This is a genomic window from Actimicrobium sp. GrIS 1.19, assembly GCF_035984655.1.
GTDB lineage: Bacteria > Pseudomonadota > Gammaproteobacteria > Burkholderiales > Burkholderiaceae_D > Actimicrobium.
The window spans coordinates 92,823-118,791 of sequence record NZ_JAXCHT010000011.1; the positions used below are offsets into that span (position 1 = coordinate 92,823).

The 25,969-nt window shown below is 63.5% G+C and carries 23 protein-coding genes; 9 read left to right on the forward strand and 14 right to left on the reverse strand.

Annotated features, from left to right (window positions below; all coding sequences use genetic code 11):
• The 13 genes from RCH09_RS09970 to RCH09_RS10030 all read right to left on the reverse strand — a co-directional run bounded on the left by RCH09_RS09970 (nt 1) and on the right by RCH09_RS10030 (nt 18,404).
• Nucleotides 1-813 carry a methyltransferase, TIGR04325 family gene (locus RCH09_RS09970; RefSeq protein WP_326940928.1) on the reverse strand — a complete coding sequence of 271 codons (813 nt, stop codon included), beginning with the start codon at nt 811-813 and terminating at the stop codon, nt 1-3.
• 33 nt (nt 814-846) lie between these two features.
• Nucleotides 847-1,818: a succinylglutamate desuccinylase gene (locus RCH09_RS09975; RefSeq protein ID WP_326940929.1), complete on the reverse strand. Its 972-nt coding sequence runs from the start codon at nt 1,816-1,818 to the stop codon at nt 847-849.
• The gene (locus tag RCH09_RS09980; protein ID WP_326940930.1) at nt 1,815-6,509 is read right to left on the reverse strand and encodes an NAD-glutamate dehydrogenase domain-containing protein; all 4,695 of its coding nucleotides are present in this window, start codon (nt 6,507-6,509) and stop codon (nt 1,815-1,817) included. Before RCH09_RS09980 ends, RCH09_RS09975 begins: the two co-directional genes overlap by 4 nt.
• 179 nt (nt 6,510-6,688) lie before the next feature.
• On the reverse strand, nt 6,689-7,441 hold the full coding sequence (locus RCH09_RS09985; protein ID WP_326940931.1) for an amino acid ABC transporter ATP-binding protein: 753 nt from the start codon (nt 7,439-7,441) through the stop codon (nt 6,689-6,691).
• The gene (locus RCH09_RS09990) at nt 7,438-8,217 is read right to left on the reverse strand and encodes an amino acid ABC transporter permease (RefSeq protein WP_326940949.1); all 780 of its coding nucleotides are present in this window, start codon (nt 8,215-8,217) and stop codon (nt 7,438-7,440) included. The genes RCH09_RS09985 and RCH09_RS09990 overlap by 4 nt, the downstream gene beginning before the upstream one ends.
• Entirely contained in the window at nt 8,214-8,978 is a 765-nt protein-coding gene (locus tag RCH09_RS09995; protein ID WP_326940950.1) for an ABC transporter substrate-binding protein, read from the reverse strand. Before RCH09_RS09995 ends, RCH09_RS09990 begins: the two co-directional genes overlap by 4 nt.
• Nucleotides 8,979-9,049: 71 nt before the next feature.
• Nucleotides 9,050-10,393 carry an N-succinylarginine dihydrolase gene (astB, locus tag RCH09_RS10000; RefSeq protein WP_326940932.1) on the reverse strand — a complete coding sequence of 448 codons (1,344 nt, stop codon included), beginning with the start codon at nt 10,391-10,393 and terminating at the stop codon, nt 9,050-9,052.
• 15 nt (nt 10,394-10,408) lie between these two features.
• Nucleotides 10,409-11,872, reverse strand: coding sequence for a succinylglutamate-semialdehyde dehydrogenase (astD, locus tag RCH09_RS10005; protein ID WP_326940933.1), 1,464 nt, complete (start codon nt 11,870-11,872; stop codon nt 10,409-10,411).
• Between the two features lie 2 nt (nt 11,873-11,874).
• Nucleotides 11,875-12,900 (reverse strand): arginine N-succinyltransferase, encoded by a 1,026-nt coding sequence (gene astA / locus RCH09_RS10010; RefSeq protein ID WP_326940934.1) that lies wholly within the window; start codon nt 12,898-12,900, stop codon nt 11,875-11,877.
• A gap of 8 nt (nt 12,901-12,908) precedes the next feature.
• Nucleotides 12,909-13,928: an arginine N-succinyltransferase gene (locus tag RCH09_RS10015; protein ID WP_326940935.1), complete on the reverse strand. Its 1,020-nt coding sequence runs from the start codon at nt 13,926-13,928 to the stop codon at nt 12,909-12,911.
• On the reverse strand, nt 13,925-15,169 hold the full coding sequence (locus tag RCH09_RS10020; protein ID WP_326940936.1) for an acetylornithine/succinyldiaminopimelate transaminase: 1,245 nt from the start codon (nt 15,167-15,169) through the stop codon (nt 13,925-13,927). The genes RCH09_RS10015 and RCH09_RS10020 overlap by 4 nt, the downstream gene beginning before the upstream one ends.
• Nucleotides 15,170-15,249: 80 nt before the next feature.
• Entirely contained in the window at nt 15,250-16,167 is a 918-nt protein-coding gene (locus RCH09_RS10025; RefSeq protein WP_326940937.1) for a GlxA family transcriptional regulator, read from the reverse strand.
• 134 nt (nt 16,168-16,301) lie between these two features.
• A complete protein-coding gene (locus RCH09_RS10030) occupies nt 16,302-18,404 on the reverse strand; it encodes a putative bifunctional diguanylate cyclase/phosphodiesterase (protein WP_326940938.1) in 2,103 nt (700 codons plus the stop codon).
• Nucleotides 18,405-18,911: 507 nt separating this feature from the next.
• On the opposite strand from RCH09_RS10030, the gene RCH09_RS10035 reads away from it, so the two are divergent.
• The 9 genes from RCH09_RS10035 (at nt 18,912) to RCH09_RS10075 (ending at nt 25,116) form a co-directional block, all read left to right on the forward strand.
• Entirely contained in the window at nt 18,912-19,583 is a 672-nt protein-coding gene (locus tag RCH09_RS10035; RefSeq protein ID WP_326940939.1) for a hypothetical protein, read from the forward strand.
• Between the two features lie 203 nt (nt 19,584-19,786).
• A complete protein-coding gene (locus RCH09_RS10040; RefSeq protein WP_326940951.1) occupies nt 19,787-20,158 on the forward strand; it encodes a DUF1924 domain-containing protein in 372 nt (123 codons plus the stop codon).
• 35 nt (nt 20,159-20,193) lie between these two features.
• Nucleotides 20,194-20,682: a diheme cytochrome c gene (locus tag RCH09_RS10045; protein WP_442785027.1), complete on the forward strand. Its 489-nt coding sequence runs from the start codon at nt 20,194-20,196 to the stop codon at nt 20,680-20,682.
• Nucleotides 20,654-21,388 (forward strand): cytochrome b/b6 domain-containing protein, encoded by a 735-nt coding sequence (locus RCH09_RS10050; protein ID WP_326940940.1) that lies wholly within the window; start codon nt 20,654-20,656, stop codon nt 21,386-21,388. The genes RCH09_RS10045 and RCH09_RS10050 overlap by 29 nt, the downstream gene beginning before the upstream one ends.
• Before the next feature lie 27 nt (nt 21,389-21,415).
• The gene (locus RCH09_RS10055) at nt 21,416-22,087 is read left to right on the forward strand and encodes a response regulator transcription factor (protein ID WP_326940941.1); all 672 of its coding nucleotides are present in this window, start codon (nt 21,416-21,418) and stop codon (nt 22,085-22,087) included.
• Nucleotides 22,084-23,475, forward strand: coding sequence for an ATP-binding protein (locus tag RCH09_RS10060; RefSeq protein WP_326940942.1), 1,392 nt, complete (start codon nt 22,084-22,086; stop codon nt 23,473-23,475). Before RCH09_RS10055 ends, RCH09_RS10060 begins: the two co-directional genes overlap by 4 nt.
• Nucleotides 23,476-23,612: 137 nt before the next feature.
• A complete protein-coding gene (locus RCH09_RS10065) occupies nt 23,613-24,146 on the forward strand; it encodes a DUF924 family protein (protein WP_326940943.1) in 534 nt (177 codons plus the stop codon).
• Nucleotides 24,147-24,266: 120 nt separating this feature from the next.
• The gene (locus RCH09_RS10070) at nt 24,267-24,728 is read left to right on the forward strand and encodes a hypothetical protein (protein WP_326940944.1); all 462 of its coding nucleotides are present in this window, start codon (nt 24,267-24,269) and stop codon (nt 24,726-24,728) included.
• Between the two features lie 181 nt (nt 24,729-24,909).
• Nucleotides 24,910-25,116 (forward strand): heavy-metal-associated domain-containing protein, encoded by a 207-nt coding sequence (locus RCH09_RS10075; protein ID WP_326940945.1) that lies wholly within the window; start codon nt 24,910-24,912, stop codon nt 25,114-25,116.
• On the opposite strand, the gene RCH09_RS10080 is transcribed toward RCH09_RS10075, so the two are convergent.
• Nucleotides 25,113-25,969: IS256 family transposase (locus RCH09_RS10080; protein ID WP_326940946.1), on the reverse strand; the 857-nt coding region annotated here is incomplete at its 5' end. The genes RCH09_RS10075 and RCH09_RS10080 overlap by 4 nt on opposite strands.

Consider the following 25,969-nt stretch of genomic DNA (forward strand, 5'->3'; position numbering starts at 1 on the left):
TCAACCCGTCTTGCGCAAGGCCGCGCCGACATAGCCGTTCAGGCTGTGCTCGGGCGCAAAGGCAATCTCGCACTGTTTCTCGGCATTGGTCCAGACATCCAGCACCTGATAGCCGAGTTGTTCGAGGGCGCTGAAAAAGCTGGCCTTGTGCTGAATCCGGCACGGGCAAAAGGCCTTGCCGATGCTTTGCACGGTCCAGTACGCGAGCGAGTCGTGCAGTGGCAGCAGGTTGACCAGCAACCATTCCGGTTGCCGTGGCAGCGCCGCCAGTTTCTCGGCCAGCGTCTGTTCCAGATACTGCACGCAACCCGACGTGAACAACAGGTCCGCCTGCGCGGCCGGCGCGAAGCTGTCGATGAACGACAGGTGGCCGGACGGATCACGCTCCAGCGCAATCTCGCAACCGGCTGCCGCCACCGCCGGCACGTCGAACACCTGCCAGCGCAGGCCGTCGGGATAGTCCAGGTATTTCTGGTAGGCGTAGTAACTGACGCCAACATGACCACCGAGGTCCACCACGCGCGTGACACCGGCGGCAAAGGCCTTCTGCAGCCACAGCATCATTGGATAATCGCCCGGCGACACCCGTTCGATGCGGTCGCGGTACATGCCGGCCGGTCCGGCATGGTCGTAGCCGAGCAGCAGCGTGGTGGGCGCGGCAGCGGCGGCTTCGGCATAGCTGTGATACACGCCACGACAGGTGCCGTTGTAGTTGCCGCGGCTGAAGTCGGCATCGAAGCGTTGCATGCGCAAGTCCCGGATGCCGGGCACGGCCAGCGCACTGTCGAGCATGTGATGAAATCGCGTCCGCATCCCGCATCTCCCTCTTTTTTCAAGCGTTCCCGGTTACTGTTTTTGCACCACCATCAGACCAGCGCGATGACCGACCCGCACGTTCGGATTCGGAAACACCACCAGCTCTTCGTCATGCTGCACCCGATACACGATGGCGCCATCGGTGGCGATGACCTGATCCTTTGCCAGCGCCGTGAAATTTTGCGTGCTGCCGTCGAAGCTCATGGCAAACGCCTCGCTGTGCTTGATGATTTCCTGCGCCACCGTGAAGACCAGCGGCGTGGCAGTGCCGGCGGCGACCACGCCGCTGCGCAACAATAAGGCCAGAGTCGCTGCGGCAGGGGCAAAAGCAGCAAGTTCATTGTCGCCGAGCAAACCGATCTGCCCCAATTCAACCGTGGCGCTGGTGGCCGCCAGCTGTTCTGCCGTAAATGCACTGAAGGTGCCCGCCGAGGTCGGGTTGAGGATGACGGCGGCAATCCCGGCGTCGCCCAGCAGGCCGGTCAGCGCCCGTTGCTGCGGCGGCGCGATGCAGGCGGGAATGATGGCAAAGGTCGGGTAGCGCGAGGCACGGATGGCGGTATGCAAATCCAGATGCCAGCGCGCGCCGCCAGTTGCAAAAAAAGCGCTGGCAGCGGCCATGATCTGGTGCGCCCGCGCTGCTTCCCGCGCCGTTGCCAGGTCGCCCTGATCACGCCGGAACAAGCGGTTCAGGTCGACGTCGATGAAGCGTTTGGCCAGCGCAATCGCGGCCGGATTGCCGACCACGACCAGCAGGTTGACCGCCAGTTGCCCGGGCGTCTCGGCCAGCGTCGCCAGCAGTTGCGCCAGCAATTCGATCGGCGCGGTTTCATCACCGTGCACGCCGACCGAGATCAGCAGCGACAGCCGCTGCGGATCGGCGCCCAGCTGCAGCATGCCGGGTCCGGGCAGCGCGACCGGCACGCCGGCGGCCGCAAAGCGCGCCGCCAGCGCACTGAAATCGGCCGCCGCCAGCGCAGCGACTGACGCGCTCGGCATCATGCCGCAGCAGCGGTCAGGTCGGCCATCGACCAGACGTCCAGCACGACATTATCCAGCGAAGCATCTTCCTCGCGCCGGCTCAGGTTGAGCTTGCCGAGCAAGGCGCTGATGGCCTGACCGGCGTTGTTGCCCAGCTCCGGCAACACTTGCGTGAGCAAGCGCTGCTGGGTCCGACGCAGCGATTGCAAGGCGTGACCGCGCAGCGCTTCCTGGGTCGGATTGCCGCTGGCCTGCATCAGCGTGCGCTCCATCACGTCGATACCCGATTGCTGGCGCAGCGCCATGCCGGCCTGCAGGAACGCCGGCAGGCTCATGCCGGCCGGACGTGGCACCGACAGGGCAGAAAACAGGAAGTTGGCCACGCCTTCGAGCGCGTCGACCGACGCCACCGCCGCGACAAAATCGGCGGGCAGCCCGGATTGTCCGGACAGCGTCTGCGCCGCACCGGACCCCAGCCCGATGGCGGCATCGGCAGCACTGAACAACTGCGTCAGTTCATCCATGCTGCCGGGCGCATTGCGCTGCTCCGCCGGCACCGACAGCACGCCGGTCATGACCGCGCGCTGCAAGGCGCGGGTGCGCTGATCGACCGCCTTCGACACGCCCACCGGCACCGTCAGCGCATGGCGATCGAGCGTGCCGAACAATGGCGCGAGATTGAGCGCTGCCCAGGCTTGCGCCCAGGCGCAGATGACCTCGGTCTGGCTGACATGATGCAGGCGCGCCAGCGCCGGCACCAGCAGCGGACCACAGCGGTTGACCACTTCGTTGGCCAGCACCGTGGCGAGGATGGCATTGGCCAGCGGATGGGCCAGCCCGTTGCGACTGGCTACCAGCGCGCCCGGAAAATACGGCGTCAATAATGTGCGCGCCCAGCTTTGTTCGATCAGCGGCGCCTGCGCCAGCACGGCCTTGTAGTGGTTCTTGACGTTGGCAATCACCACCGCCAGTTCCGGTGCGGCCAGGCCGATCCCGGCGACCTGCCGGCGCGACAGTTCGAATTCGCTTGGCAGCTGTTCCAGTTCGCGCGAGATGACACCCTGCTGTTCCAGATCGGCGATCAGCGCGGCATACCCGGTCTGCACCAGCGGATCGTTCTGGGCCTGGGTTTCGCGTGTCAGCAGATGGGTTTGCAGCGTGTTGTCGCGCAACACCAGCGCTTCGATGTCATCGGTGATTTCGCCCAGCACCTCGTTGCGCCGGGCCGGCGTCAGCAAGCCGGCGTTGACTTCGGTGTCGAGCCAGATCTTGACGTTGACTTCATGGTCGGAGCAATCAACGCCGGCAGAGTTGTCGATGGCGTCGGTGAATATGTTGCCGCCCTTGACGGCGAATTCGATCCGGCCATTTTGCGTCGCGCCGAGATTGCCGCCCTCGGCCACGACCTTGCAGCGCAGTTCATTGCCGTTGACCCGAATGGCGTCGTTGGCGCGATCCTTGACCTGTTCATGGGTTTCGGTCGAGGCCTTGATGTAGGTGCCGATGCCGCCGTTGTAGAACAGGTCGACCGGCGCCAGCAGAATCTGGTGCAGCAGCGCTTCCGGCGCCAGGCTGTCGGCTTCGATACCGAGCGCGGCGCGCGCCTCGGGCGACAGCTCGATGCTGCGTGCGCTGCGAGGCCAGACGCCGCCGCCGGCCGAGATCAGCGACTTGTCATAGTCTTCCCACGACGAGCGCGGCAGCGCAAACATGCGCGTGCGTTCGGCAAAGGAGGTCACCACATTCGGGTTCGGGTCGATGAAGACATGACGATGGTCGAACGCCGCCACCAGCTTCAGTTGGCGCGACAGCAGCACGCCGTTGCCGAATACGTCGCCGGACATGTCGCCCACGCCGACCATGGTGATCGGCGTGGTGTTGATGTCGTGACCCATTTCATAGAAGTGCCGCTTGACGGCTTCCCAGGCGCCCTTGGCGGTAATGCCGAGTTTCTTGTGGTCGTAGCCGTTCGAGCCGCCCGAGGCGAATGCATCGCCCAGCCAGAAACCACGCTTGACCGCAATGCCGTTGGCGATATCGGAGAAGGTGGCGGTGCCCTTGTCGGCCGCCACCACCAGATACGGATCGGGTTCGTCGTAGCAGACCGTCTCGGCCGGTGGAACGATGGCGCCCTGCACGCGGTTGTCGGTCAGGTCGAGCAGTCCGGCGATGAACAGCCGGTACACCGCTTCGCCTTCGGCCGCGATGACATCGCGCGCAGCGTCTTTCGGCATCATCTTGCAGACGAAGCCGCCCTTGGCGCCGGCCGGGACGATGACGGCGTTCTTGACCATCTGTGCCTTGACCAGCCCCATGACTTCAGTGCGATAGTCTTCCATCCGGTCGGACCAGCGCAGGCCACCGCGCGCGACCGGCCCGCCGCGCAGATGCACGCCTTCGAAGCGGCGCGAGAACACAAAGATCTCCCGATACGGACGCGGCTCCGGCAGCAGCGCCAGCGCACTGGCATCGAACTTCAGCAACAGCGTGTCGCCGGTCTGGGCAGTTTGGTAATACGAGGTGCGCAGCGTGGCCAGCATCAGGTCGGCGATGCTGCGCAGGATGTCTTCGGTGTCGGCGTGATTGACCTCGACCAGATCGGCACGCAAGGTCGCCAGTGCGGCCGTGCCGGCGTCGCGTTGCGCGGCATCGAGCGCCGGGTTGAAGCGGGTCTGGAAGCTTTCGACCAGCGTGCGCACATGGCCGGGTTGCTTGCGCAGGCAGTCGGCGATATAGCGCAGGCTGAAGCGGCTGCCGGCCTGACGCCAATAGCTGGCATAGGCGCGGATCACCTGCACTTCACGCATGCGCAGGCCGGCCTCAATCGCCAGGCCATTCATGCGGCCGTCTTCGGCGGCATTGTTGAACAGTGCCTCGAACAATTCCTGCGCTGCGTCGGCCACCTGCGGGCGCGCCAGTTTGGCGGCGCTGGCCGCGTCGGTGCTGAGCTCCGTAATGAACCAGCAGGTCTCGCCAACGGCAATCCGGAAGGTCTGTTCGCGTTCGATTTCGACACCGGCATTGTGCAGCGCCGGCAGGATCGCCGACAGCGCAGGCACGCTGTTGACCGAATACAGTCGCACGCTCACGCCGTGGGCCGTGTCGATTTCGATGCGCACGCTGACTGCCGCCGCCGGCGACGCACGCAGCAGGCTCAGCAGATCGCGGTACGCCACTTGCGGTGCGGTGGCCGTCACATAAGTGCCCGGCAAGGCTGCCAGCATCCGGTGCAGCGCGCTGCGCCTGGCGGCGTCAGCGGTATTCTCGACCAGTGTGTCGAAGCGGTTGTGCCAGCCTTCGACCGCATCGATCAGCGGTTGGCGAATTTCGGTTTCCAGATCGATGTCGGCGCGCGCCGCGGTCGCAATCAGGTAGATCCGCGCCAGCGGGCCGTCGCTGACCTGGGTGTCGGCGCGCACATCGGAAGCGCCGGTGAGCTGCTGCAGCTGGCGCGAGATGGTTTTCACCAGCGCGGCGCTGAAGCGTTCGCTGGGCAGATACACGATGACGTTCAGGTGGCGGTCATACACGTCGCGGCGGGCGAAGACCTTGGTGCGCGGTTGCTTGTACAGCGAGACCACACTGGTGCACAGGTTGGCCAGCCACTCTGGATCGGCTTCGAACGCTTCGGTGCGTGGCAGCGATTCAAGAATTTCAAGAAATTTTTCAGCGCGAAACCCCTCGCGGCGCACCCCGGCCAGCGTCAATACCTGCTTGATTCGGCCGCGCGCGAACGGCAGCCGTCCCAGTGCAGTGGCGGCGGCGGCGCGGGTGAACAGGCCGATGAAACAGTGCTCGCCCTTGAGGGTGCCTTCGGTATCGACATCGCGCACACCGATGAAGTCCAGATGCAGGTCGCGATGCAGCGTCGATTGCACGTCGGCCTTGACCACCGACAGCGTGTCGTTGCGGGCGGCCAGCGTATCGAACTCGCCGGGGATGCCGGCCAGGCAGGTGTCGTAGACCGGGTGCGAGACATCGCGCAGCAGGCCGCTGCGGCTGCCCAGATCGCGCACCAGCTCGCGTTCGCCCGGCAAGGCGCGGTAGTAGGCGTAACCGAACGGCTCGAAGCCGCCGTCGCGCGCCCATTCGATGAAGGCAGCGACTTCGTTGCCCTCGTCGGTGCGGTTGGCGGCGGCCAGTGCGGCCACGCCGGTCATGCGCTCGGCCAGCACGGCGGCGTCGCGATGGACCGTGGCGGCATCGGCCGCGACCAGGTGGATGGCCTTGTCCAGCGCCGCCAGCGTGGCCGCATCAAGCGCTTCCGAAAGCAGGCACAGCACCCATGATTCGAGCGCGGGGGCGCCGGTTCTGGCCGACGCCAGCTGGTCGATTTCGCCGTTGGCGGTGCGTTTCACGGACAGCACCGCATTCAGCACCGAGCGTGAGGCAATGCCCAGCTTACGCAGGGCCATCACGAAAGAATCGACCAGGAACGGCACATCAGGATTGACGATCAGCAGCGCAGTGGCCTGGCCGCCGCGGCCGTCATCGTAGCTGCCGACATCGATCTGGCAACCGTCGACAATGCGCTGCTGCGCCCGCGTGAACGGCTCGACCAGTGCCGATGCCAGACTGGCCGGCGCGATGCCGCTCAAATCCTCTTCATCGAGCGAGTTCAGCCAGAGTTCGATCAGTCCAGACACCGGGGCGGCCTGGGGCGGTACCAGAGCAAGGGTTTGCTTGCGCAGATTCTGCGAGATTTCTTTCATGACATCCTCAATCGAATAATGGTTGGGCGTTGCTGCTGCGTCGGCGCTGCGGGTAGCGGCGCCTCGTGTGCTGCTGAATTTACCTGATTTGTGTCAGTCCATTCGGATTGCTGCCTGCGTTGCGTCACCTTGAAAAAAAACCCGCCGGTGCGGGGTAGTGGTGTTGCGTGATCACACCATTACTGGTTGGCAATCTGGCCGAGAAACGCGCGTATGCGGTCATTGTGCGCGTTCCCGAAAAATTCCTCGGGTGGCGCTTCATGCAGGATTCTGCCGTGCTCGAAAAAAATTACCCGGTCGGCCACCTCGCGCGCAAATCCCATCTCGTGCGTGACCACGATCATGGTCATGCCGGAGCGCGCCAGGTCCTTCATGACGTCGAGGACTTCCTTGATCATTTCGGGGTCGAGCGCGCTGGTCGGTTCATCGAACAACATTACTTTCGGCTGCATCGCCAGCGAGCGCGCAATCGCCACGCGCTGCTGCTGCCCGCCCGACATCTGGTGCGGGTACTTGTGCGCATGCCCGGCCAGTCCTACCTTGCCGAGCAATTCCAGCGCCACCACATTGGCCTGTTCGCGTGTCAGTCCACGCAGGCGGCGCGGCGCCAGCGTGATGTTGTCGAGCACGGTCAGATGCGGAAACAGGTTGAAGCTCTGGAACACCATGCCGACTTCGCGCCGCACCGCGTCGATGTTCTTGAGGTTGTCGTTGAGTTCGATGCCGTCGATGACGATGCGACCGGAGTCATGCGTCTCCAGCCGGTTGAGCATGCGCAGGAAGGTCGACTTGCCGGAACCGGACGCGCCGATGATGACGGCGACTTCGCCCTGATAAAAACTGGACGAGACGTCCTTGATCACGTGCACCGGCCCGAAGTGCTTGTTGACGGCGGTGGCGCTGATCAGCGGCTGCTTGCTATCGGCCTTCAATGGTGACGCTCCACATCGAGTTGTCGTTCAATGGCGCCGGAGATCTGCGTCATCACCGAGGTCAGGATCAGGTAGATCGCCGCCACCGTCAAAAACACCGGGATCGGCTGGAACGTGACCGATTGAATGCGGTTGCCGATGTTCGACAGCTCCACCACCCCGATCACATAGGCCAGGCTGGAATCCTTGAGCAGCGAGACAAAATTGTTGACCAGCGGCGGCAAGGCGATGCGCATGCTTTGCGGAAAAATCACATCACGGAAGGTCTGGAAGGCGGACAGCCCGAGCGAGCGCGCGGCTTCGCTCTGGCCCTTGTGGACCGCCAGGATGCCGGAGCGAATCGCCTCGGCATTGTAGGCGCCGGCATTGAGCGACAACGCCACCACCGCCGAATAGAAATCCGACAGCTGCAAGCCCGGCGCCATCGCCGGCAAGGCCAGGAACACGAACAGCACCTGCACCAGCAATGGCGTGCCACGAATCACCCAGATATAAAAACCGGCGATCCAGCGCAACGGCCACAGCGCCGACAACTTGCCCAGGGCCGCCAGCATGCCGAGCACGATGCCGATCAGGCCGGACACCACGGTCAGCATCACGGTCACGCGGGCGCCTTCGGCGAACTGCTGCGCGGCCTCGCCAATCGGCGGCGGCAGCCATGCCATCGGAATCGCCATCAGCCACAGGAACAGCAACAGGCCGATGAATGCGATCGCAATGGTCACCGCGCTGCGGCGGCGGCGCGACCAGCTGCGCGGCAATACCCCGGTGGTCATTTGCAACGAATGTCCTCTTTCAGGTATTTTTCCGACAGCGTCTTGTAGGTACCATCGGCCATCACGTCGGCCAGCGCCTTGTTGAGTGCACCGATCAGCGCCGTGTTGTCTTTCTTGACGGCAGTGGCGATCGGTTCGACGAACAGGTAGCCACCGGCCTTGAGCCCCAGCGCCGGATTATTTTCCAGCATGGTCTTGACGGCGAAGCGGTCGCTGACCCAGGCATCGACCCGGCCGGCCACCAGCGCGGAACGGGCATCGGTATCCTGCGGGAAGTTCTTGACCTCCTTGACGCCGGCAATCTTCTTCACATTGGCCATGTAGGTCGAACCGGTTTGCACCGCCACGGTTTTACCGGCCAGCGATGCGGCATCTTTCATCGCAGCTGATTTGGAGACGATCACGCCGCCGCTGCAGTAGTGTGGATTGGTAAAGCTGACCGCCTTGGCGCGATCTTCGGTGACGCCGAACGAGGCAATCACCATGTCCCAGCGGTCCTGGCCCAGTCCGGCCAGCAGGGCGTCAAACGACAGCGCCTTCCATTCGATTTTCAGCCCCATCTTCTTGGCCATCGCTTCGGCCAGCTCGACTTCAAAGCCGGTCAGTTTGGCGCCCTGGTAGAAATTGAATGGCGGGTAGGCCCCTTCGGTGGCGGCGATCAGGGTACCCGAGGCCTTGATCTGGTCTAGCGTGCGCGCTTCGGTAACAGTGGCGGTCAGCAGACCGGCGATCAGTGCAACGATCAGGGTGACGACGGGCATGCAGCGTTTCATGACTTTCCTGTCTCGGTAAGATGCATTCGGTGGGCTGGATTGGACGCCGTATTATGGTCTTACTGGAACGAATAAAGTTGCGGCAGCTGAAGAATTTTTGTCAGCGCGTCGAGTGCCGTCTGCACTTCGATCGCCAGCTGCGGGTCGGCCAGATCAGCCGGCGCCAGTGCATCACGATAGTGCAACTCGACCCATTGCACCAATTCGGCGTACAGCGCTTCGGTCATGATGACGCCCTGGTGCATGGCGGCCGCCTCGGCCTCGTCGAGCACCACGCGCAGGCGCAGGCAGGCCGGACCGCCGCCATTGCGCATGCTCTGGCGCAAATCAAAACTGATCAGCTCGTCGATCGGGCCACCGCTGGCGACCAGCCCGTCGAGATAGGTCGCCACGCGCGAATTCTCGCGGCACTCCTGCGGCACCACCAGCGCCATGCCGCCTTCCGGCTTGCTCAGCAACTGGCTGTTGAACAGATAGCTGGCCACCGCATCGGCCATCGACACCTGCGCAAAACCGACCCGCACCGGCACCAGTTCGGCGCCGACCGACGCCATGCCGCGCTGCAGCGCAGCGAGCATGCCGGCCTCATCCAGAAACGCCTGCTCGTGATAGAACAGCACGTTGCCGTTGCCGACCGCGATGACATCGCTGTGAAACACGCCCATGTCGATCACCGCCGGGTCCTGCGCGACCAGCACGGTGTGCTGCGGCTGCAGCCCATGCAGGCGCGCCACGGCCTGGCTCGCTTCGAGCGTCTGGCGCGCCGGAAAGCGCTTCGGCGCGGGCGCTTCGGGATTGAATTCGACACGGCCATAGACGAACATCTCGACGCCGGCAGCACCATGCGAGGCACACAGGCGGGTGTGATTGGCGGCGCCTTCGTCACCAAAAGCGGGCGTGCCCGGCAAGGCCTGATGCACCGCGAAATGGCGCGCATCGGAAAACAGCGCGCGCAGCGTGCGCTCGGTCTGCAGGTGTTCATACGAACGATGCAGCTTGCTGTTGAGATTGGCGACCGTGAAGTGCACGCGGCCATCGCCGGTGTCGGCCGACGGACTCACGGTGGCGGCGTTGGCGCTCCACATCGGCGCGGCCGACCAGGCCGACGACAGGATCGCCGGGGCATCGCGGAACGCCCGGGCCAGCACATCGGCATCGCTGCCGGTGAAGCCGATGCTGCGCAACAGCCTGAAATCCGGCCGCAACTGCGGCGGCAGCACCGCCTGCGCAAAGCCGCGTTGCGCCAGCGCGCGCATCTTGGCCAGACCCTGCAACGCGGCCTGCTTCGGATTCGACACGCTCTTGACGTTGTTGAATGAGGCGACATTGCCGAACGACAGTCCGGCGTAGTTGTGCGACGGCCCGACCAGGCCATCGAAGTTATATTCGCGTGCAGTTGGCATGGATGCTCTTCGTGGTCAGAAAGTCAGGCCGGGCGACAGCTGCGCCGGCATCGCCAGCGCCGCATTCTCGATCGAGGCCACCGGATAGGCGCAATAGTCGGCGGCGTAATACGCACTGGGGCGATGATTGCCGGAGTTGCCGATGCCGCCGAACGGTGCGCTGCTGGCGGCGCCGGTGGTGGGACGGTTCCAGTTGACGATGCCGGCGCGTGCGCTGTTCAGAAAACGCTTCCACAGCATCTCGTCGTCCGACAGCAAACCGGCTGCGAGACCGTAGCTGGTGGCATTGGCGGCGGCGATGGCGGCGTCGAAGTCCGCGACCCGCACGACTTGCAGCAGCGGCCCGAAAAACTCTTCGTCGGGAAGGCCGGCCACGCCGGTCACATCGATGATCCCGGCCGACAGCAAGCCGGTATCGGCCTGCAACTGGCGCATCGTCAGCAGGGCCGTGCCGCCGCGCGCGATCAGGTCGGCCTGCGCCGCCAGCAATTTGCCGGCAATTGCGGCCGACACCACCGGACCCATGAACGGCGCGGGATCGGCATCGGGCGCGCCGACCAGAATCTTGCCGGCCACCTCGACCAGTCGCGCGATGAAGGCGGCGCCGCGCGGCGAGTCCTCGACGACCAGGCGGCGCGCACAGGTGCAGCGCTGCCCGGCACTGACAAAGGCGGAAAAGATCGCATGGTGCACGGCAGCGTCCAGCTCGGCCACATCCCACACGACCAGCGCATTGTTGCCACCCATTTCCAGCGCCAGCATCTTGTCCGGTTGCCCGGCGAACTGGCGGTGCAGGATCGCGCCGGTCTGGTAGCTGCCAGTGAACAGGATGCCGTCGAGTTCTGCATGCTGCGACAGCGCCGCGCCGGTATCGCGCGCGCCATTGACCAGATTCAGCACGCCGGCCGGCAAGCCGGCCTGCTGCCACAGCTCGACTGTCTTGATGGCGGTCTGCGGCGCGTACTCACTCGGCTTGAACACCAGCGTATTGCCGGCGATTAGCGCCGGCACGATATGCCCGTTCGGCAAATGGCCCGGAAAATTGTACGGTCCGAACACGCCGAAGACGCCATGCGGGCGATGCCGCAACACCGTGTCGCCATCGGCAATGTGGCCGCTGACGGTGCCGGTGCGGGCGGTATGGGCCTGGATCGAAATATCCACCTTGGCGGCCATCGAGGCGACTTCGGTGCGGGCTTCCCACAGCGGCTTGCCGACCTCCTGCGAAATGGTCCGGGCCAACGCCTCGGCATGCTGCCTGAGCAGATCGCGAAAGCGTGCCGCGATCGCACAGCGCTGTTCCAGCGGCGTCAACGCCCATGCCGCAAACGTACCGCGCGCCGCGCGGCAGGCGGCATCGATTTCGGCGGCACCAGCCTGGTTGCCGTGCCACACGGCGTCGCCGCTGGCGGGATTGACGACTGTCAGCGCCGCACCCTGCGAGGCGCTCCAGTGACCATTGATGAAATGACTGAGCATGATTATTTTCTGGAAGGATTGAGAGACATGGTGCGCACCGGATCGCCAACCGCACAGCCCAGCAGCGTGCGGCTGTGGCCGGACAGCGTCACGCGCTGCTGGCTGACGTCGGCCTGGGCCGCCACCACGCGGAAGTCCTGCAGGCTGGTGCTGGCAACCAGCAGCAACGGATCGCTGTCGGCCGGCGCGGCGGCGTCGACCGTGACCAGCGTGCTTTCGCGCATCGAGCGCAATTCCGACACGCGCGCCTGCAGCACTGGCCCGGCATCGAAGATATCCACGTAGCCCTCGTAATACATGCCTTCCTGTTCCAGCAGGCGGCGCGCCGGCGCGGTATCGACATGCACCACGCCGATCACGTCCTGGGCTTCCTGCGGCAGGTAGGCCACGTACAAGGGATGGCGCGGCATCAGCTCGGCGATGAAGGATTTCTTGCCGAGCGCCGACAGTTCGTCGGCACGGTCGAAGTCCATGCGGAAGAAATGCTGGCCCAGGTGGTCCCAGAACGGCGAGGTGCCATCGGCCTGCTGGAAGCCGCGCATCTCGGCGATCAGCCGGGTCGAAAACAGGTGCGGGAACTGGGCGATGAACAGGAAGCGGCTCTTCGACAACAGCTTGCCGTTGCTGCCGCTGCGGTAATCGGGATGCAGGAACAGCGAACACAGCTCGGCGCACCCGGTCAGGTCATTCGACAGATACAGCGTATCCATGCGCGAGAACACATTGAGCTCGGTGCTCGAATGCACCAGCGTGCCAATGCGGTAGTTATAGAACGGTTCGGTCAGTCCGACTGCCGCCTTGATGGCGCACACGCCCACCAATCGGCCGTTGCCGGTGTCTTCCATCACGAACAGGTAGTCGCGCTGCTCCGGCGGGATGGTTTCTGCGAACGAGGCGCACGCCACTTCGACGCGCTTGCCGAGCATCTGCCGGTCCGGCTTCAAGGTGGTCATGCCGCCGCCGACCTGGGTCGCCATCGTCAGCAGGGCGTCGAGGTCACGCTCCTGAATTGCACGTACAACCAGCATCGCGGGCCTCACAATCTGACACAGGTAACGGTATCGCCGACAGCCACGTTCAGACTGCGTTGCGATTGCGCCGACAGGCCGATGCTGTCGGAGGTTTCCAGCGTTGCAGCGCTGACCAGAATCGCACAAAACGCATTTTGCGCGCCATGGCAAACCAGATAGGAGGGCTCGCCGGCGCCGCCGTCGGCCGCCTTCACGCGCCGTGGCAAGGCCGCCGAAAACGACCGCAGCGCATGCTTGTGCGCCTGCAGGATCGGGCCGCCGTCGAAGATATCGATGAATTCATCGGCTTCGAAGCCTTCGTCGGACAGGATCTGCAACGGCAATTCGCCCTCCGCATGGACCTGCCCCATCGCGGCCTGGGCCGCGCCCGGCAACAGTGGCACATACACCGGATAGTGCGGCATCAACTCGACGATCAGGCTGCGGTTGCGGCCGCCTTCGATCAGGCGTTCGGCTTCCAGGAAATCCATCTGGAAGAATTTGCGTCCGAGCGCTTCCCAGAACGGCGAGCGGCCGGCATCATCGGTGATCCCGGCCAGCGAGGCAAAGAAGCGGTCGCCAAAGCGCTGCGGCGCACTGGCTGCAAACATCAGGCGCGCGCGCGACAGCAGCACGGCATGCTGTTCGTCATCGCTGGCGACATAAAAACTGGCCAGCTGCGAGTGCCCGGTCAGGCCGGAACACAACGTCAGCGCATGCACGCTGTGGCCGATGTTGAGCTCGCGCGAGACCTGCTGCATGACGTCGTTGCGAAACGCAAAGAAGGTGCCGTTGACCCCGGCCGACGCCGCCAGCGCGGCACTGCCGAGAATGCGCTGATCGTCGCTGTCTTCCAGCACGAAGGTGTACGACTCGTCGCCCGGCATATCCACATCCGCCGCAAACGAGGCCAGCGAATGGCGCACTGCGCGCTCGATCGCCTCGGGTGTTTTCGGCAGCGTATGCACGCCGCTGGTCGCACCGGCCGCCAGCGCCACCAACGCCGGAATATCGGCCAGCGCCACCGGGCGCACGGTCGGCGTCATTTTGGCGCGGCGAGAAATTTGTCGAGCGCGGTGCGCAGCAATTGGTCAGCGCGGCCGAGCTGCGCGTCCGACACGGTCAGCGCCGGCACGAAGCGCAACACGTCCATGCCGGCGATCAGGATCATCAAGCCTTCGGCCTCGGCGTATTTCGTGATTTCCTTGGCGCGCCCGCGATAACCGTCGGCCAGCAGCATGCCCAGCATCAGCCCGCGCCCGCGCACGCTGGCAAACACCTGCGGATAGTCGACCACCAGCGCATCGAGCATGCGGCGCAGCAGCGCACCGGCCTCTTGCACCCGCGTCAGGAAGACCGGGGTGTCGATGATCTCCAGCACCTTCAGTGCCACCGCCGCCGCCAGCGGATTGCCGCCGTAGGTGGTGCCGTGGGTGCCGGGCACGAAGGTGGCGGCAATCGCGCTGGTGGTCAGCATTGCGCCAATCGGATAGCCGTTGCCGAGCGCCTTGGCCGAGGTCAGGATATCCGGCGTCACGCCGTACTGCATGTAGGCAAACAGCGCCCCGGTGCGTCCCATGCCGCACTGGACTTCGTCAAAAATCAGCAGCGCGCCGGTCTGGTCGCACAACGCGCGCAGCGCTTGCAGATAGGCCGCATCGGCCGGCATCACGCCGCCCTCGCCCTGCACCGGTTCGACCACGATGGCGCAGACATCGTCGCCCATGGCGGCACGGGCGGCGGCGATGTCATTGAAAGGAATGTGGCTGATGGCTGGCGGCAGCGGCTCGAAGCCTTCGGTGTATTTCGGCTGGCCGCCGACGCTGACCGTGAACAGCGTGCGGCCGTGAAAGGCATTCAGGCAGGACAGGATGCGCGAGCGCTGCGGGCCGAATTTGTCATGCCCGTATTTGCGCGCCAGCTTGAAGGCGGCTTCATTGGCTTCGGCGCCGGAATTGCAGAAAAAAGCGCGTTCGGCAAAGGTCGCCTTGATCAGGGCACTGGCCAGGCGCAGCACCGGTTCGTTGGTGTAGCCGTTGCTGACATGCCAGAGTTGCTGCGCCTGGGCCGTCAGCGCCTCGACCACCGCCGGATGCGCGTGCCCCAGGCTGGTGACGGCAATGCCGGCGGTGAAATCCAGATATTGCTTGCCGGCCTGGTCCCAGACATCCAGCCCGAGTGCGCGCACCGGCACGACGTTGCTGGGCGCATAGGTTGGCACCATGACTTCATCAAAGGTCTGGCGCGACACGGGCGGGGAAGTGAAAACGGCATCAACAGCATTCATGGACGGCTCCGGCAAGGACAAGGTGTGAAGATTATAGGCAAGGGCTGCGCGAAATACTTTTCAAAATCGGACATGGATTTTCACAAAGCACCCGGTTGGCGTTGGCGCTGCTGGCGCGGCGTGATGCCGAACAACGCGCCGTAGGCCGTCGAAAAATGCGAGCCGGACGAAAATCCGCACATCAGCCCGACCTGCACGATCGAATGGTGCGATTCCAGCAATAACTGGCGCGCTCGCTGCAGGCGCAGCTCCAGATAATAGCGCGATGGCACGCTGGCCAGATGCTGCTTGAACAGGCGATCGAGCTGGCGGCGCGACAGGCCGACCAGGCTGGCCAGATCATCGGCAGCGAGCGGCTCCTCCAGGTTGGCTTCCATCAGGGCCAGCGCTTCGGCCAGCTTTGGCTGCACGGCGCCGATGCGTTCCTGCAAGGCCAGCCGCTGTCGTTCCTGCGGCGCGCGCACGCGGTCGATACAGAGTGCGGCGCGAATGGTCGCATCAAGTTCGGGGCCGAACAGCGCCGCGATCAGCGTCATCGCCAGATCGACGCTGGCGCTGCCGCCGCAGCAGGTCAGCACGTTGCCATCGAGTTCGAACAGTTGCGGCGTCAGGATGGCACGTTCATCGTCGGCCTGGGCGTACAGCGCCCATGGCAACGCGACCCGCACGCCATCGAACTGGCCGGCGCGGGCCAGCCACAGCACGGCCGCGCCGACCGCACCCCAGAATACCGACTGGCGACAGAGTGCGACGGCGCCATGCAGATCGGGCGCGAGGCCGACGCCGTCGGCCACCAGCAGCGTCAGATCAGCCGCAAGGGTCGCGCTGGCGGGCGGCCCCACGCGCAATTCCAAGCGCGTCGGGCCAAGCAGTTTTTCGGCCAGCCGCAGTGGCTCGGCCAGCCCGATCAGGCTGAGTCCGGGCGCGTCGCTGCAATCGATCAGCTGGATCTGCAGTGGCGCGCGCTGGTGCAGGATGGCGAGTTTGGCAAACGGCATGGGTGGACAACACGGGCGACGGGATTGCGGCAGTATCGCATCCCGGCTCAACCGGGTGCGATTGGCCTGCGGCGCCGGCCTGACGATTGGCCGGGATCAGCGTGCCGGCCGGGTTCTCGCGCACTGCCGAAACACTACCCGACCTGCTCCACGTTGGCAGCAAGCAGCTGCGCGAACTGCTCGGCATCAACCGGCTTGCTGAACAAGAAACCCTGTCCCTCTTCGCAATTTTGCATCTTGAGAAACGCCAGCTGTTTCTGGTTTTCGATCCCTTCTGCGACCACTCTCAGCTTCAGGCTGTTGCCCATGCCGATCACCGCGCTGGCAATGATGCCTTCGTCGTCATCGCCGCCAATGTCGTGCACGAACGACTGGTCGATCTTGAGCACGTCAATCGGAAACTGTTTCAGATAGCTCAGGCTCGAATAGCCGGTACCGAAATCGTCGATGGCCAGTTGCAAACCGAGGTCCTTGAGCTGCTGCAGGATCGCGGCACTGGCGCTGGCGTCGTGCATCAGCACGCCTTCGGTGATCTCCAGTTGCAGCAATGCGGGCGCCAACCCGGTTTCCTTCAGAATCGCATCCAGATTCTCGAAAAAACTCTTCTGCCGAAACTCCAGTGCAGAGATGTTCACCGCCATCGAAATCGGCATGACGCCGGCGTCGATCCAGCGCTGGGCCTGGCTGCAGGCTTCGCGCAAGACCCATTGTCCGAGCGGCACGATCAGGCCGCAATCCTCGGCGATCGCCACGAAGCGCTCCGGCAGCAGCATGCCCCACTCCGGATGTTGCCAGCGCAGGAGCGCCTCCGCCCCAATGATCTTGCCGGTAACCAGGTTCACCTTGGGTTGGTAATGCAGGACGAATTCCTGCTCCTTCAGGGCGCGCCGTAAATTCGATTCGATGAATTGCCGCTCGACGGCACGCGTGTTCATCTCGTTGCTGAAGAACTGGTGATTGTTGCGTCCCTTGGCCTTGGCGTAGTACATCGCGGTATCGGCGCTTTTGATCAACGCTTCGGCATCGGCGCCATCGGCCGGATAGACACTGATGCCCATGCTGGTGCTGACATGCAGCTCGCGCTTGGCAATCAGATGCGGCAGCGACAGCGCCGCGTGGATCTTTTCTGCCGTGCTGGCAATGTGGCTCTCGTCGCTGCAGTCCGACAGCAGAATGACGAACTCGTCGCCGCCCTGACGACTCACGGTGTCGCTCGACCGTACGCAAGCACTCAGGCGCTGGGTCACTGACCGCAGCAACAGGTCGCCGGTGGCATGGCCAAGCGAATCATTGATGTGCTTGAAATTATCGAGATCCAGAAACAGGACGGCGACCTTGGTACCGCGTCGCCGTGCCGCTGTGATCGCCTGCGAAATACGGTCGTTGAGCAGGAGCCGGTTGGGCAAATCGGTGAGGAAATCATGGTGCGCCAGGTATGCCATTTTCTCCGACATGGCCTTGGCTGCACCGACATCATGAAACACCACCACCGCGCCCGTCAGCTTGCCGTTCGAGTCATGGATGGGCGACGTCGAATCCTCGATCGGCACTTCGGCCCCGTCGCGCCGGATCATCACGGTATTTGCTGCCAGCCCCATCGCCTCGTTTTGTTGCAGAACCAGGTCGACCGGGTTGACCTCGGCCTCGCGCGTGACGCTGTTGATGATGCGGAAGACAGCCGCGATCGGCTGGCCATCCGCGTCCTGGCGCGACCATCCGGTCATCGTTTCGGCTGCGACGTTGAGGTAATTGACCCGTCCCGCGATGTCGGTGCAGATGACTGCATCGCTGATGGAATTGAGCGCAATTTCCGCCCGCGTTTTTTCCAGGTACAGCGCTTCTTCGACTTCCTTGCGGATGATCACGCTGCGCAGCGCCTGCGGCACCAGATTGCGTTCGAAATGCCCTTTCAGCAAATAACCCTGGGCCCCGCGCGTGACCGCTTCAATTGCTTCTTCCTCTTCTTCAAGCGAAGTGAGCGTCATGATTGGCGTGCGCGGATACGCGGCGAACAAGCCGTCGAAGGTGTCGAGACCACGGCTATCGGCAAGCGTCAGGTCAACCAGCACGACATCAATAGCGCCATCGGCGAGTCGGGCGAGCCCAGCGGCAAGACTGTTCTCCGACTCGATGCGGAACGGACCGTCATGCGCCTTGCTGAGCACCCGCTTGAGGATCTCGACGTCCGCCTCACTGGACGAAAGAACGAGGATGCGATGTTGAGGGCTCGGTTGCATGATGATGGCTGTGCCTGTCTGGGTGCAGTGCGACCAAAGGATTGCTTTAATCATCTGGATGGATACGGACGGACTGCCGGTTTGCGCACCAGGACGCAGGTAAAAGGCCAGCTGATTTTTGATCATAATTACCTTGATGCCAACTGTCAGTTAGCAACTTTAACTAACTGCACTATGCCGCGAACCACCCTTCGGCAATTGCATTTTTCCTGCCGGCCAGAGCGATACCAACACCTGCGTGTGTTGCGGCGGCGCGAAATGCGGTTGGTATCAAGATTCGTTCGAAAATGCGGCCCGAACGAATTTGCGCACGTTGACAGCGTGGGGCATACCGCGCATTACCAGTGCAGAGCGAGCGGAAACTCCGCCGGCAGGCACGGCGGGGCAGCGTCCGATAGCCATGTCAAAGCGACGCAAGTCCTGCTAAATTGACATTGTCCGACCGCTGAAAAATCACATTCACACGGTTTGCCATCCCTACTGCCCCGACCGCTGAAGGAGAATCCGATGAAGTCCATTCGCATGCTTCTGCTTTTGCTTCTCGCGCTTGTCGCCGGCGCGGCGCACGCCCAATCGCGCTACGGCTACCTGCACAAGACAGTCGAAGAAATCCTCGAGATCCAGCGCAAGGCGATGAAGCCTTCGCCGGCCGACGTCGCGGCGGTTGCCAGCCGGGCCTGCAATACGCTGATCATCCTGCTGGACAAGGATCCCAATTTCAAAAAGGACATCGAGGCGCTGGCCTCGGCCTCGCACAAGAACCTCGCGTTTCATCGCCAGCTGGCCAATGACCTGGTGTTCTTCATGGACAGCTTCGCGCCGCAGGAGCAGGAATACCTGCTGAAGTCGGGCGCCTCACCGGGCGCGAGCGCCGACATCCTGATCGCAGCGGCACTCTCCAGGGACGCGTTGCGGGAGCCGCTGTCGGCGCAACGGCTGCTGGCCAACATCGAGAAGCTGCGCGTCGAGACCTGCAAGGGCGCGAAGATACTGGCCGACGCGAACGACGCGGAGGAAGCGCAGCAATCGCGCCGTACGCAGATCAGGAAGTGGGCGCTCGGTCTTGGCGGCCTGTCCCTGATCGCCGCGGATGCCGTGTTCGCTGTGCCGTCCGGGGGCGTTGCGACAGCGTCATTCACGCTTGGTGGCGCGGGTGTGGGCGCGGCGGTGGCGCCGTAGTTTGCATCGCAAGCCAGACTGATCGCTGCTTCGGATAATCGCCATGGCGGCCTGGCATGCCGGCAAGTCGCGGCATGCTAAGAAAACGTTAAGGAAACAGCCGCATCATCGATCCCACGAAATAGCCATCACTCGATGAGGATCGTGCCATGCATCTGTCGCCGTTTTCCAAGCCATTAATTCAACCGCTAGCGTGTGCACTCATGCTGTGCGCTTCCGCACTGCTGGCGGCGCCGGTGCATGCCGCCACACCGGCGGAACTGCTCGCGCAGTATTCCGCCCAGGCCGGAGCGCCCGCCGTCCCGGCCCGTGGACAACAACTCTTTACCACCCGCCACGGCCGCGAATGGAGTTGTGCCTCCTGCCATGGCGCCGTGCCCATCGGAGCCGGCAAGCATGCCTCCACCGGCAAGCCCATCCATCCGATGGCACCGGCCGCCAATCCCGAGCGCTTCACCGACGCGGCCAAGAGCGAAAAGTGGTTTCGGCGTAACTGCAACGACGTCATCGGCCGTGAATGCACTGGCGCCGAGAAGGCCGACATCCTGGCCTGGCTAATCACGCTGAAGCCATGACAACCACGCCCCTTCAATTCGCCATGAGGACTGCCATGACACATCTCTTGAATGCAGGCATCGCCCGACTGCTGTTCGGTTTGCTCACCACGGTCGGCATCGCGGCGCCCGCCATGGCCGACAATGACCGGCGCGCGCAACCACTGCCGCTGTTGCCGAAGTACCAGCAGGAATGCGCGGCCTGCCACATCGCCTATCCACCCGAGCTGCTTCCCGCCGCGTCGTGGCAGCGGCTGATGGCCAATCTGCCGCGCCACTTCGGCACCGATGCGTCGCTCGATCCGGCCACCGCGAAGCAAATTGCGAGCTGGCTCGCGAGCCACGCTGGCACCGACCGGCGCGCGACGGCAACGCCGCCCGACGATCGCATTACGCGTTCATCGTGGTTCCTGCGGCAGCACGATGAAGTACCGGCGGCCACCTGGAAATTACCCGCAGTGAAAAGTGCCGCCAACTGCATTGCCTGCCACACCCAATCCGACCAAGGAGATTTCAATGAACGGCATGTCCGCATCCCCCGCTAAGGCCGCACCGGCAGAAACCCACCAGCGCACCATCCTGGTGTGGGACGTCCCGACCAGGCTGTTTCACTGGCTGCTGGTGCTCAGTTTTGGCGGGGCGTATCTCACCGCCGAAAGCGAAAGCTGGCGGCTGCTGCACGTGACACTCGGCTATACGATGGCCCTGCTGGTCGGCTTTCGCATCCTGTGGGGCGTGGTTGGCTCGCGCCATGCACGCTTCGCGACCTTTGTTCGCGGCCCCGGCGCGGTCGCGGCCTACCTCAGGACATTGCTGCAGGGCCGTCCCAAACATTACACCGGACATAATCCCGCCGGCGCCGTTGCTAGCGTGGGCCTGCTTGCCCTGGCGCTGGCAGTCAGCGCGTCCGGCTATGCCGCTTACAACGATCTGGCGGGAGACTGGGTGCAGGAGCTGCACGAAGTGACGGCAAATCTGATGCTGGCCATCGTCGGCGTCCACATTGCCGGTGTCTTGCTGGCGAGCTGGCTGCACCGCGAAAACCTGGTTGGCGCGATGTTCACCGGACGCAAGCAGGGCGCGCCTGAGGACGGCATTCGACGCGCCTGGCGCGGCGTGGCAGCACTGTTGCTGATGGCAGTGCTGGCGCTCTGGTGGGTGCAAGGACAAAGTGCGCTACAGTCAGGCAACCTCGCGGATCGGCCCGTGCCCGCAACCAGGGCGGCTGGGCATGATCGCGATAACGACTGAGGACGCCTTCGTGCGTCGGCCCATCTTATGCACATCCTGCTGGTTGAAGATGACGTACTGCTCGGCGATGGCCTGAGAGCCGGATTGCGGCAGCTCGGTTTTCAGGTTGACTGGGTGCGCGATGGCAATGCGGCGGAAACCGAGTTGCGCACCCGGTCCTATGCCGCCGCAGTGCTCGACCTCGGCCTGCCGTTCAAGGATGGTATCGAGGTGCTGGCGGCGATTCGGCGTGCCGGCGTCGCTGTGCCGGTGCTGATCCTGACGGCGCGCGACGCGGTGCCGGACCGTATCAGGGCTCTTGACATGGGGGCTGACGACTACATCGTCAAGCCAATCGACCTGCATGAACTGGCCGCACGCTTGCGTGCACTGGTGCGGCGCGCCTGCGGCCAGTCACAGGAATGCCTCCGTGCGCAGGACGTCATCCTCGATCCTGCGGCCCATTCCGTGCTGCGACTGGGCCAGCCTGTCGCGCTGTCGAGCCGGGAATTCGCACTGCTGCACGCCTTCATGCTGCACGCCGACCGGGTGCTGTCACGCGAGCAGCTGGAACAGCATCTGTACAGCTGGGGGCAGGAGGTCGAGAGCAACGCCATCGAAGTGCATATCCACAATCTGCGCCGCAAGCTTGGCAACGCGTTAATCCAGACGGTGCGCGGAGTCGGCTACATCGTGCTGCGGGAAGCACCGAATCCATGATCCGATCGCCCGCGTCATTGCAGGGGCGACTGCTGCTACTGGTATTGGCGGTTGTGACTGCTGTCTGGCTGGTTTCCGCAACGCTGATCTGGTTCGATGCGCGGCGCGAACTCGATGCGCTGCTGGACAGCCATCTGGCGCAGGCCGCAGCGCTATTGGTGGTGCAGCAGGCCCGCGAGTCCGACGCCGAAGACCGCAGCATCGACGCGCCGATCCTGCATCGCCTTGCGCCGAACGTTGCCTTCCAGGTTTTCCACGATGGTCGCCTCGCATTGCGCTCGGCCAATGCACCACTGCAGCCGATGGCCGAGCCGGGGCGCCGGCATCACGATGGTTTCTCGACCAGCCGGATCGACAGCACCAGCTGGCGGGTTTTCACTGCCAGTGACGCTGACAAGGACGTGCAGGTCTACGTCGGCGAACAAACGGAATCGCGCGTCGCGATCATGTGGGCGCTGCTGCGCACGACATTGTGGCCGACGGTTGCCGCATTGCCTCTGCTGGCATTGCTGATCTGGTGGGCGGTGTACCGGGGTGTCGCCCCGCTCCGCCGACTGGGCTGGGTGCTCGCGGCGCGCCAGCCGCAAGCAGTCCACCCAGTCGAAATGCACACCGCCAGCGCGGAAATGGCGCCCCTGATCAGCGCCCTGAACGGCCTGTTCGAACGCATCGGCCGCCTGTTGGTGGCAGAACGCCGCTTTACTGCCGACGCCGCGCATGAACTGCGCACGCCGATTGCCGCCATCCGTACCCAGGCCCAGGTGGCGCTGGCCGAAACCGACGCCACCTTGCGCCGCCACGCGCTGGAAAATACCCTGGCAGGTTGCGATCGCGCGTCCCGCCTGGTGGATCAATTGCTGACCCTTGCCAGGCTGGAGGCGGTTGCGGCGCCGACGATGGCCAGCGTCGATTTGCGCACGCTGACACAACGGGTTCTGGCGGAGCTGGCGCCGAAGGCGCTCGGCAAACACCAGACGCTGGATTTCCAGGCCATCGAGTCGACCTCGATTCACGGCGAAGAGACCTTGCTGGCCGTGCTGGTGCGCAATCTGGTGGACAATGCAGTGCGATACAGCCCGGCCTCGGGCCGCGTGACCGTGCGACTGCAACGGGAAAGCGGCCGCGTGGTGCTGAGCGTGGAGGACAGCGGCCCGGGCCTGTCCGACGCCGACATTGCGCGACTGGGCGAGCGCTTCTTCAGGGTGCCGGGCAGTATCGAAAGTGGCAGTGGCCTTGGCTGGTCGATCGTGCAGCGTATCGCAACGGTGCATCGGCTGGAGCTGCAAGTGCAGCGGTCGCCTGCGCTGGGCGGACTCGCGGTTCGGGTCATCGCCGGCTTGCCCAATGCGGACGCGCCGGCGCCGGAGCGGGTCGCGGAATTTTTGTAACCGCGCACAGCCGCGGCTGACGAAGCAGGGATTCGGCATGGTTTTTCGAGCGCCCAGCCAAATGGGTTACCTTGCTACCGGCTGGCAGCACGTCGCTGCAAACCGCCTATCGGACGAAAGGCACAGGAAAACGAATCATGACACCCGCACACATCATCCATTTCTGGTTCACCGAAGCCGCGCCCAAGCAATGGTGGACCAGCACCGCCGAATTCGACCAGCTGATCCGCTCGCGCTTCGGCGCGATCCACGCCCAGGCGGCACGTTGCGAACTGGCCGGCTGGCGTGTCACGCCGCCGGGACGGCTGGCCGAAATCATCGTGCTGGACCAGTTCTCGCGCAACATCGATCGCGGCACGCCGCTGGCGTTTGCCAACGATGCGCTAGCGCTGGCATTGGCGCAAGAGGCGCTGGCCGCTGGCGTTCCGGCGCACCTCACACCCGAGCAAAAGGTCTTCCTGTACACCCCCTTTCTGCATAGCGAATCGCCTGCGATCCACGCTGGTGCTGCAGCACTGTTCCAGGAAGAAGGACAGGCCGCCAAATCAGCAGCCCAGCACCGCGCCATCGTTGACCGGTTTGGACGGTATCCGCATCGGAATGCCACGTTAGGACGCACGTCGACGGATGAAGAGATTGAATTTTTGAAGCGCCCGGGATCGTCGTTTTGACGTAATGCAGAATGCAGCGGCGGAACCAGCGGGCAGATTTTCTGCCGACGTATTTCAGTGAAAATTATTTTGCCTTTGCGCCCGGATTGACATGTTCCCCCTGAGACTGGATCCACAGCGATGACTGGCCCGAATCTTCGTAAGCGCGGCGTTCCGCAGATGCTCATCATCTATCTGCCCGCGGTGGCATTGAACTATCTGTGGGAAATCGCACAAGCGCCGTTGTTTGTCGGGATGAATGGTTGGAGCGACATCGGCTGGCACTGCTTTGTCGCCAGCCTCGGCGACGGTGTCCTGATCGGGATCATCGATGCGATTGGCTGCGCGACGTTTCGTCGCGTCGACTGGTACTGCCACCCAACCGTGCGGACATACTTGATGATGTTCTTGACAGGCCTTCTGATCGCAGTTGGTATCGAATGGGTTGCCATCAACATCCTCGATCGCTGGACCTACCGAGCGGCAATGCCAATCATCCCCGGATTGCAGGTGGGATTGGTTCCTGTGGCACAAATGCTTGTGTTGCCGCCACTGATATTCCTGCTCGCGGCGAAGTGGAACACGTGCAAAAGCGTGGACTGACATCATCGGCATTGGGTGGCAGATTGGGCGCGCCTTGTGGCAATGATTTGAATGCTCGAAAAGCTTTGGCCTTGCTTGCGGTCACGCGCAATGGTCGATTTTGATCCACATCAATTGAACACGGGCGTCCGGCACGTAGCCTCTCCCAACACTTAAGCCACTGCGTCCAGAAGGAATTACCATGCAAACCGAACTATTGAAAGTAACCGGCATGACGTGCGGCGGCTGCAGCAGCAGCGTAACGAACGCGCTTAAACTGGTCCACGGCGTCGGCGACGTCCGCGTATCCCTTGCGGACGGAACGGCAACGGTGCAATACGACGCGTCGCTTGCTTCTCCTGATCAACTGGGGGTGTCAGGTATTTTGTGTAAACGGGTTTTCGTTTAAGCCTGCGGCACCCGGTCTTCAAACTGGATGGCGAAGCGATTTAATGCCGCTTTCCAGTCCCGAATTGGCATCGTCCACTTCTTACTGATGTTGTTGAGCGCCAGGTAAAAAAGCTTGCTGACGGCCTCGTCAGTCGGAAAGGAACTGCGGGTTTTGATGACCTTGCGCAGGCTCATGTTAATCGATTCGATGGCGTTCGTGGTGTAGATTACCTTGCGAATTTCCGGCGGGTAGTCGAAGAACGGCACCACGCGCGCCCAGTTACGGCGCCAGGACTGGCTGATGGGCTGATACTGCTTATCCCATTTTGTCTCGAACTCGGCGAGCCTGAGTTCGGCCTCGTCGGTGGTGACAGCGCTGTAAATCAGTTTCAAGTCGGCGGCCACTTCCTTCTGGTTTTTCCAGGGAACGAAGTTCAGGCTGTTGCGCACCATGTGCACAATACACAGTTGGACGGCGGCTTTCGGGTAGACCGTTTCGATCGCGTCCGGGAAGCCTTTCAAGCCATCGACGCAGGCGATGAAGATATCCTGCACGCCGCGATTTTTGAGTTCTGTTACGACCTGCAGCCAGAACTTGGCGCCCTCGGTCTGAGAGATCCACAGGCCTAGCACCTCCTTGTGCCCTTCCATGTTGACGCCGATGGCCAGGTAGACCGCTTTGGTGCGTACGGCCCCACTGTCGCGCACCTTGACGTGTATGCAATCGAGATACAGGATCGGGTACACAGCGTCGAGCGGCCGGGCCTGCCAGGCCTTCACGTCCTCGCTGACGGCGTCCGTCACGTTGGAGATGAGGGTGGGTGACACCTCGGTGCCGTACATCTCCTCCAGGTGGCTCTGGATCTCTCGGA

Excerpts from the sequence above, each read along its gene's own strand:
- RCH09_RS10015 (WP_326940935.1), bottom strand. The coding sequence starts at position 13,928 with ATGACGCCGACCGTGCGCCCGGTGGCGCTGGCCGATATTCCGGCGTTG.
- RCH09_RS09975 (WP_326940929.1), bottom strand. The coding sequence starts at position 1,818 with ATGATGCCGAGCGCGTCAGTCGCTGCGCTGGCGGCGGCCGATTTCAGT.
- RCH09_RS10055 (WP_326940941.1), top strand. The coding sequence starts at position 21,416 with ATGCACATCCTGCTGGTTGAAGATGACGTACTGCTCGGCGATGGCCTG.
- astD (WP_326940933.1), bottom strand. The coding sequence starts at position 11,872 with ATGCTCAGTCATTTCATCAATGGTCACTGGAGCGCCTCGCAGGGTGCG.
- RCH09_RS10065 (WP_326940943.1), top strand. The coding sequence starts at position 23,613 with ATGACACCCGCACACATCATCCATTTCTGGTTCACCGAAGCCGCGCCC.
- astB (WP_326940932.1), bottom strand. The coding sequence starts at position 10,393 with ATGCCAACTGCACGCGAATATAACTTCGATGGCCTGGTCGGGCCGTCG.
- RCH09_RS10025 (WP_326940937.1), bottom strand. The coding sequence starts at position 16,167 with ATGCCGTTTGCCAAACTCGCCATCCTGCACCAGCGCGCGCCACTGCAG.
- RCH09_RS10060 (WP_326940942.1), top strand. The coding sequence starts at position 22,084 with ATGATCCGATCGCCCGCGTCATTGCAGGGGCGACTGCTGCTACTGGTA.
- RCH09_RS10075 (WP_326940945.1), top strand. The coding sequence starts at position 24,910 with ATGCAAACCGAACTATTGAAAGTAACCGGCATGACGTGCGGCGGCTGC.
- RCH09_RS10070 (WP_326940944.1), top strand. The coding sequence starts at position 24,267 with ATGACTGGCCCGAATCTTCGTAAGCGCGGCGTTCCGCAGATGCTCATC.
- RCH09_RS10030 (WP_326940938.1), bottom strand. The coding sequence starts at position 18,404 with ATGCAACCGAGCCCTCAACATCGCATCCTCGTTCTTTCGTCCAGTGAG.
- RCH09_RS10035 (WP_326940939.1), top strand. The coding sequence starts at position 18,912 with ATGAAGTCCATTCGCATGCTTCTGCTTTTGCTTCTCGCGCTTGTCGCC.
- RCH09_RS10040 (WP_326940951.1), top strand. The coding sequence starts at position 19,787 with ATGCTGTGCGCTTCCGCACTGCTGGCGGCGCCGGTGCATGCCGCCACA.
- RCH09_RS09970 (WP_326940928.1), bottom strand. The coding sequence starts at position 813 with ATGCGGACGCGATTTCATCACATGCTCGACAGTGCGCTGGCCGTGCCC.
- RCH09_RS09995 (WP_326940950.1), bottom strand. The coding sequence starts at position 8,978 with ATGCCCGTCGTCACCCTGATCGTTGCACTGATCGCCGGTCTGCTGACC.
- RCH09_RS09990 (WP_326940949.1), bottom strand. The coding sequence starts at position 8,217 with ATGACCACCGGGGTATTGCCGCGCAGCTGGTCGCGCCGCCGCCGCAGC.
- RCH09_RS10050 (WP_326940940.1), top strand. The coding sequence starts at position 20,654 with ATGAACGGCATGTCCGCATCCCCCGCTAAGGCCGCACCGGCAGAAACC.
- RCH09_RS10045 (WP_442785027.1), top strand. The coding sequence starts at position 20,194 with ATGACACATCTCTTGAATGCAGGCATCGCCCGACTGCTGTTCGGTTTG.
- astA (WP_326940934.1), bottom strand. The coding sequence starts at position 12,900 with ATGCTGGTTGTACGTGCAATTCAGGAGCGTGACCTCGACGCCCTGCTG.
- RCH09_RS10020 (WP_326940936.1), bottom strand. The coding sequence starts at position 15,169 with ATGAATGCTGTTGATGCCGTTTTCACTTCCCCGCCCGTGTCGCGCCAG.
- RCH09_RS09980 (WP_326940930.1), bottom strand. The coding sequence starts at position 6,509 with ATGAAAGAAATCTCGCAGAATCTGCGCAAGCAAACCCTTGCTCTGGTA.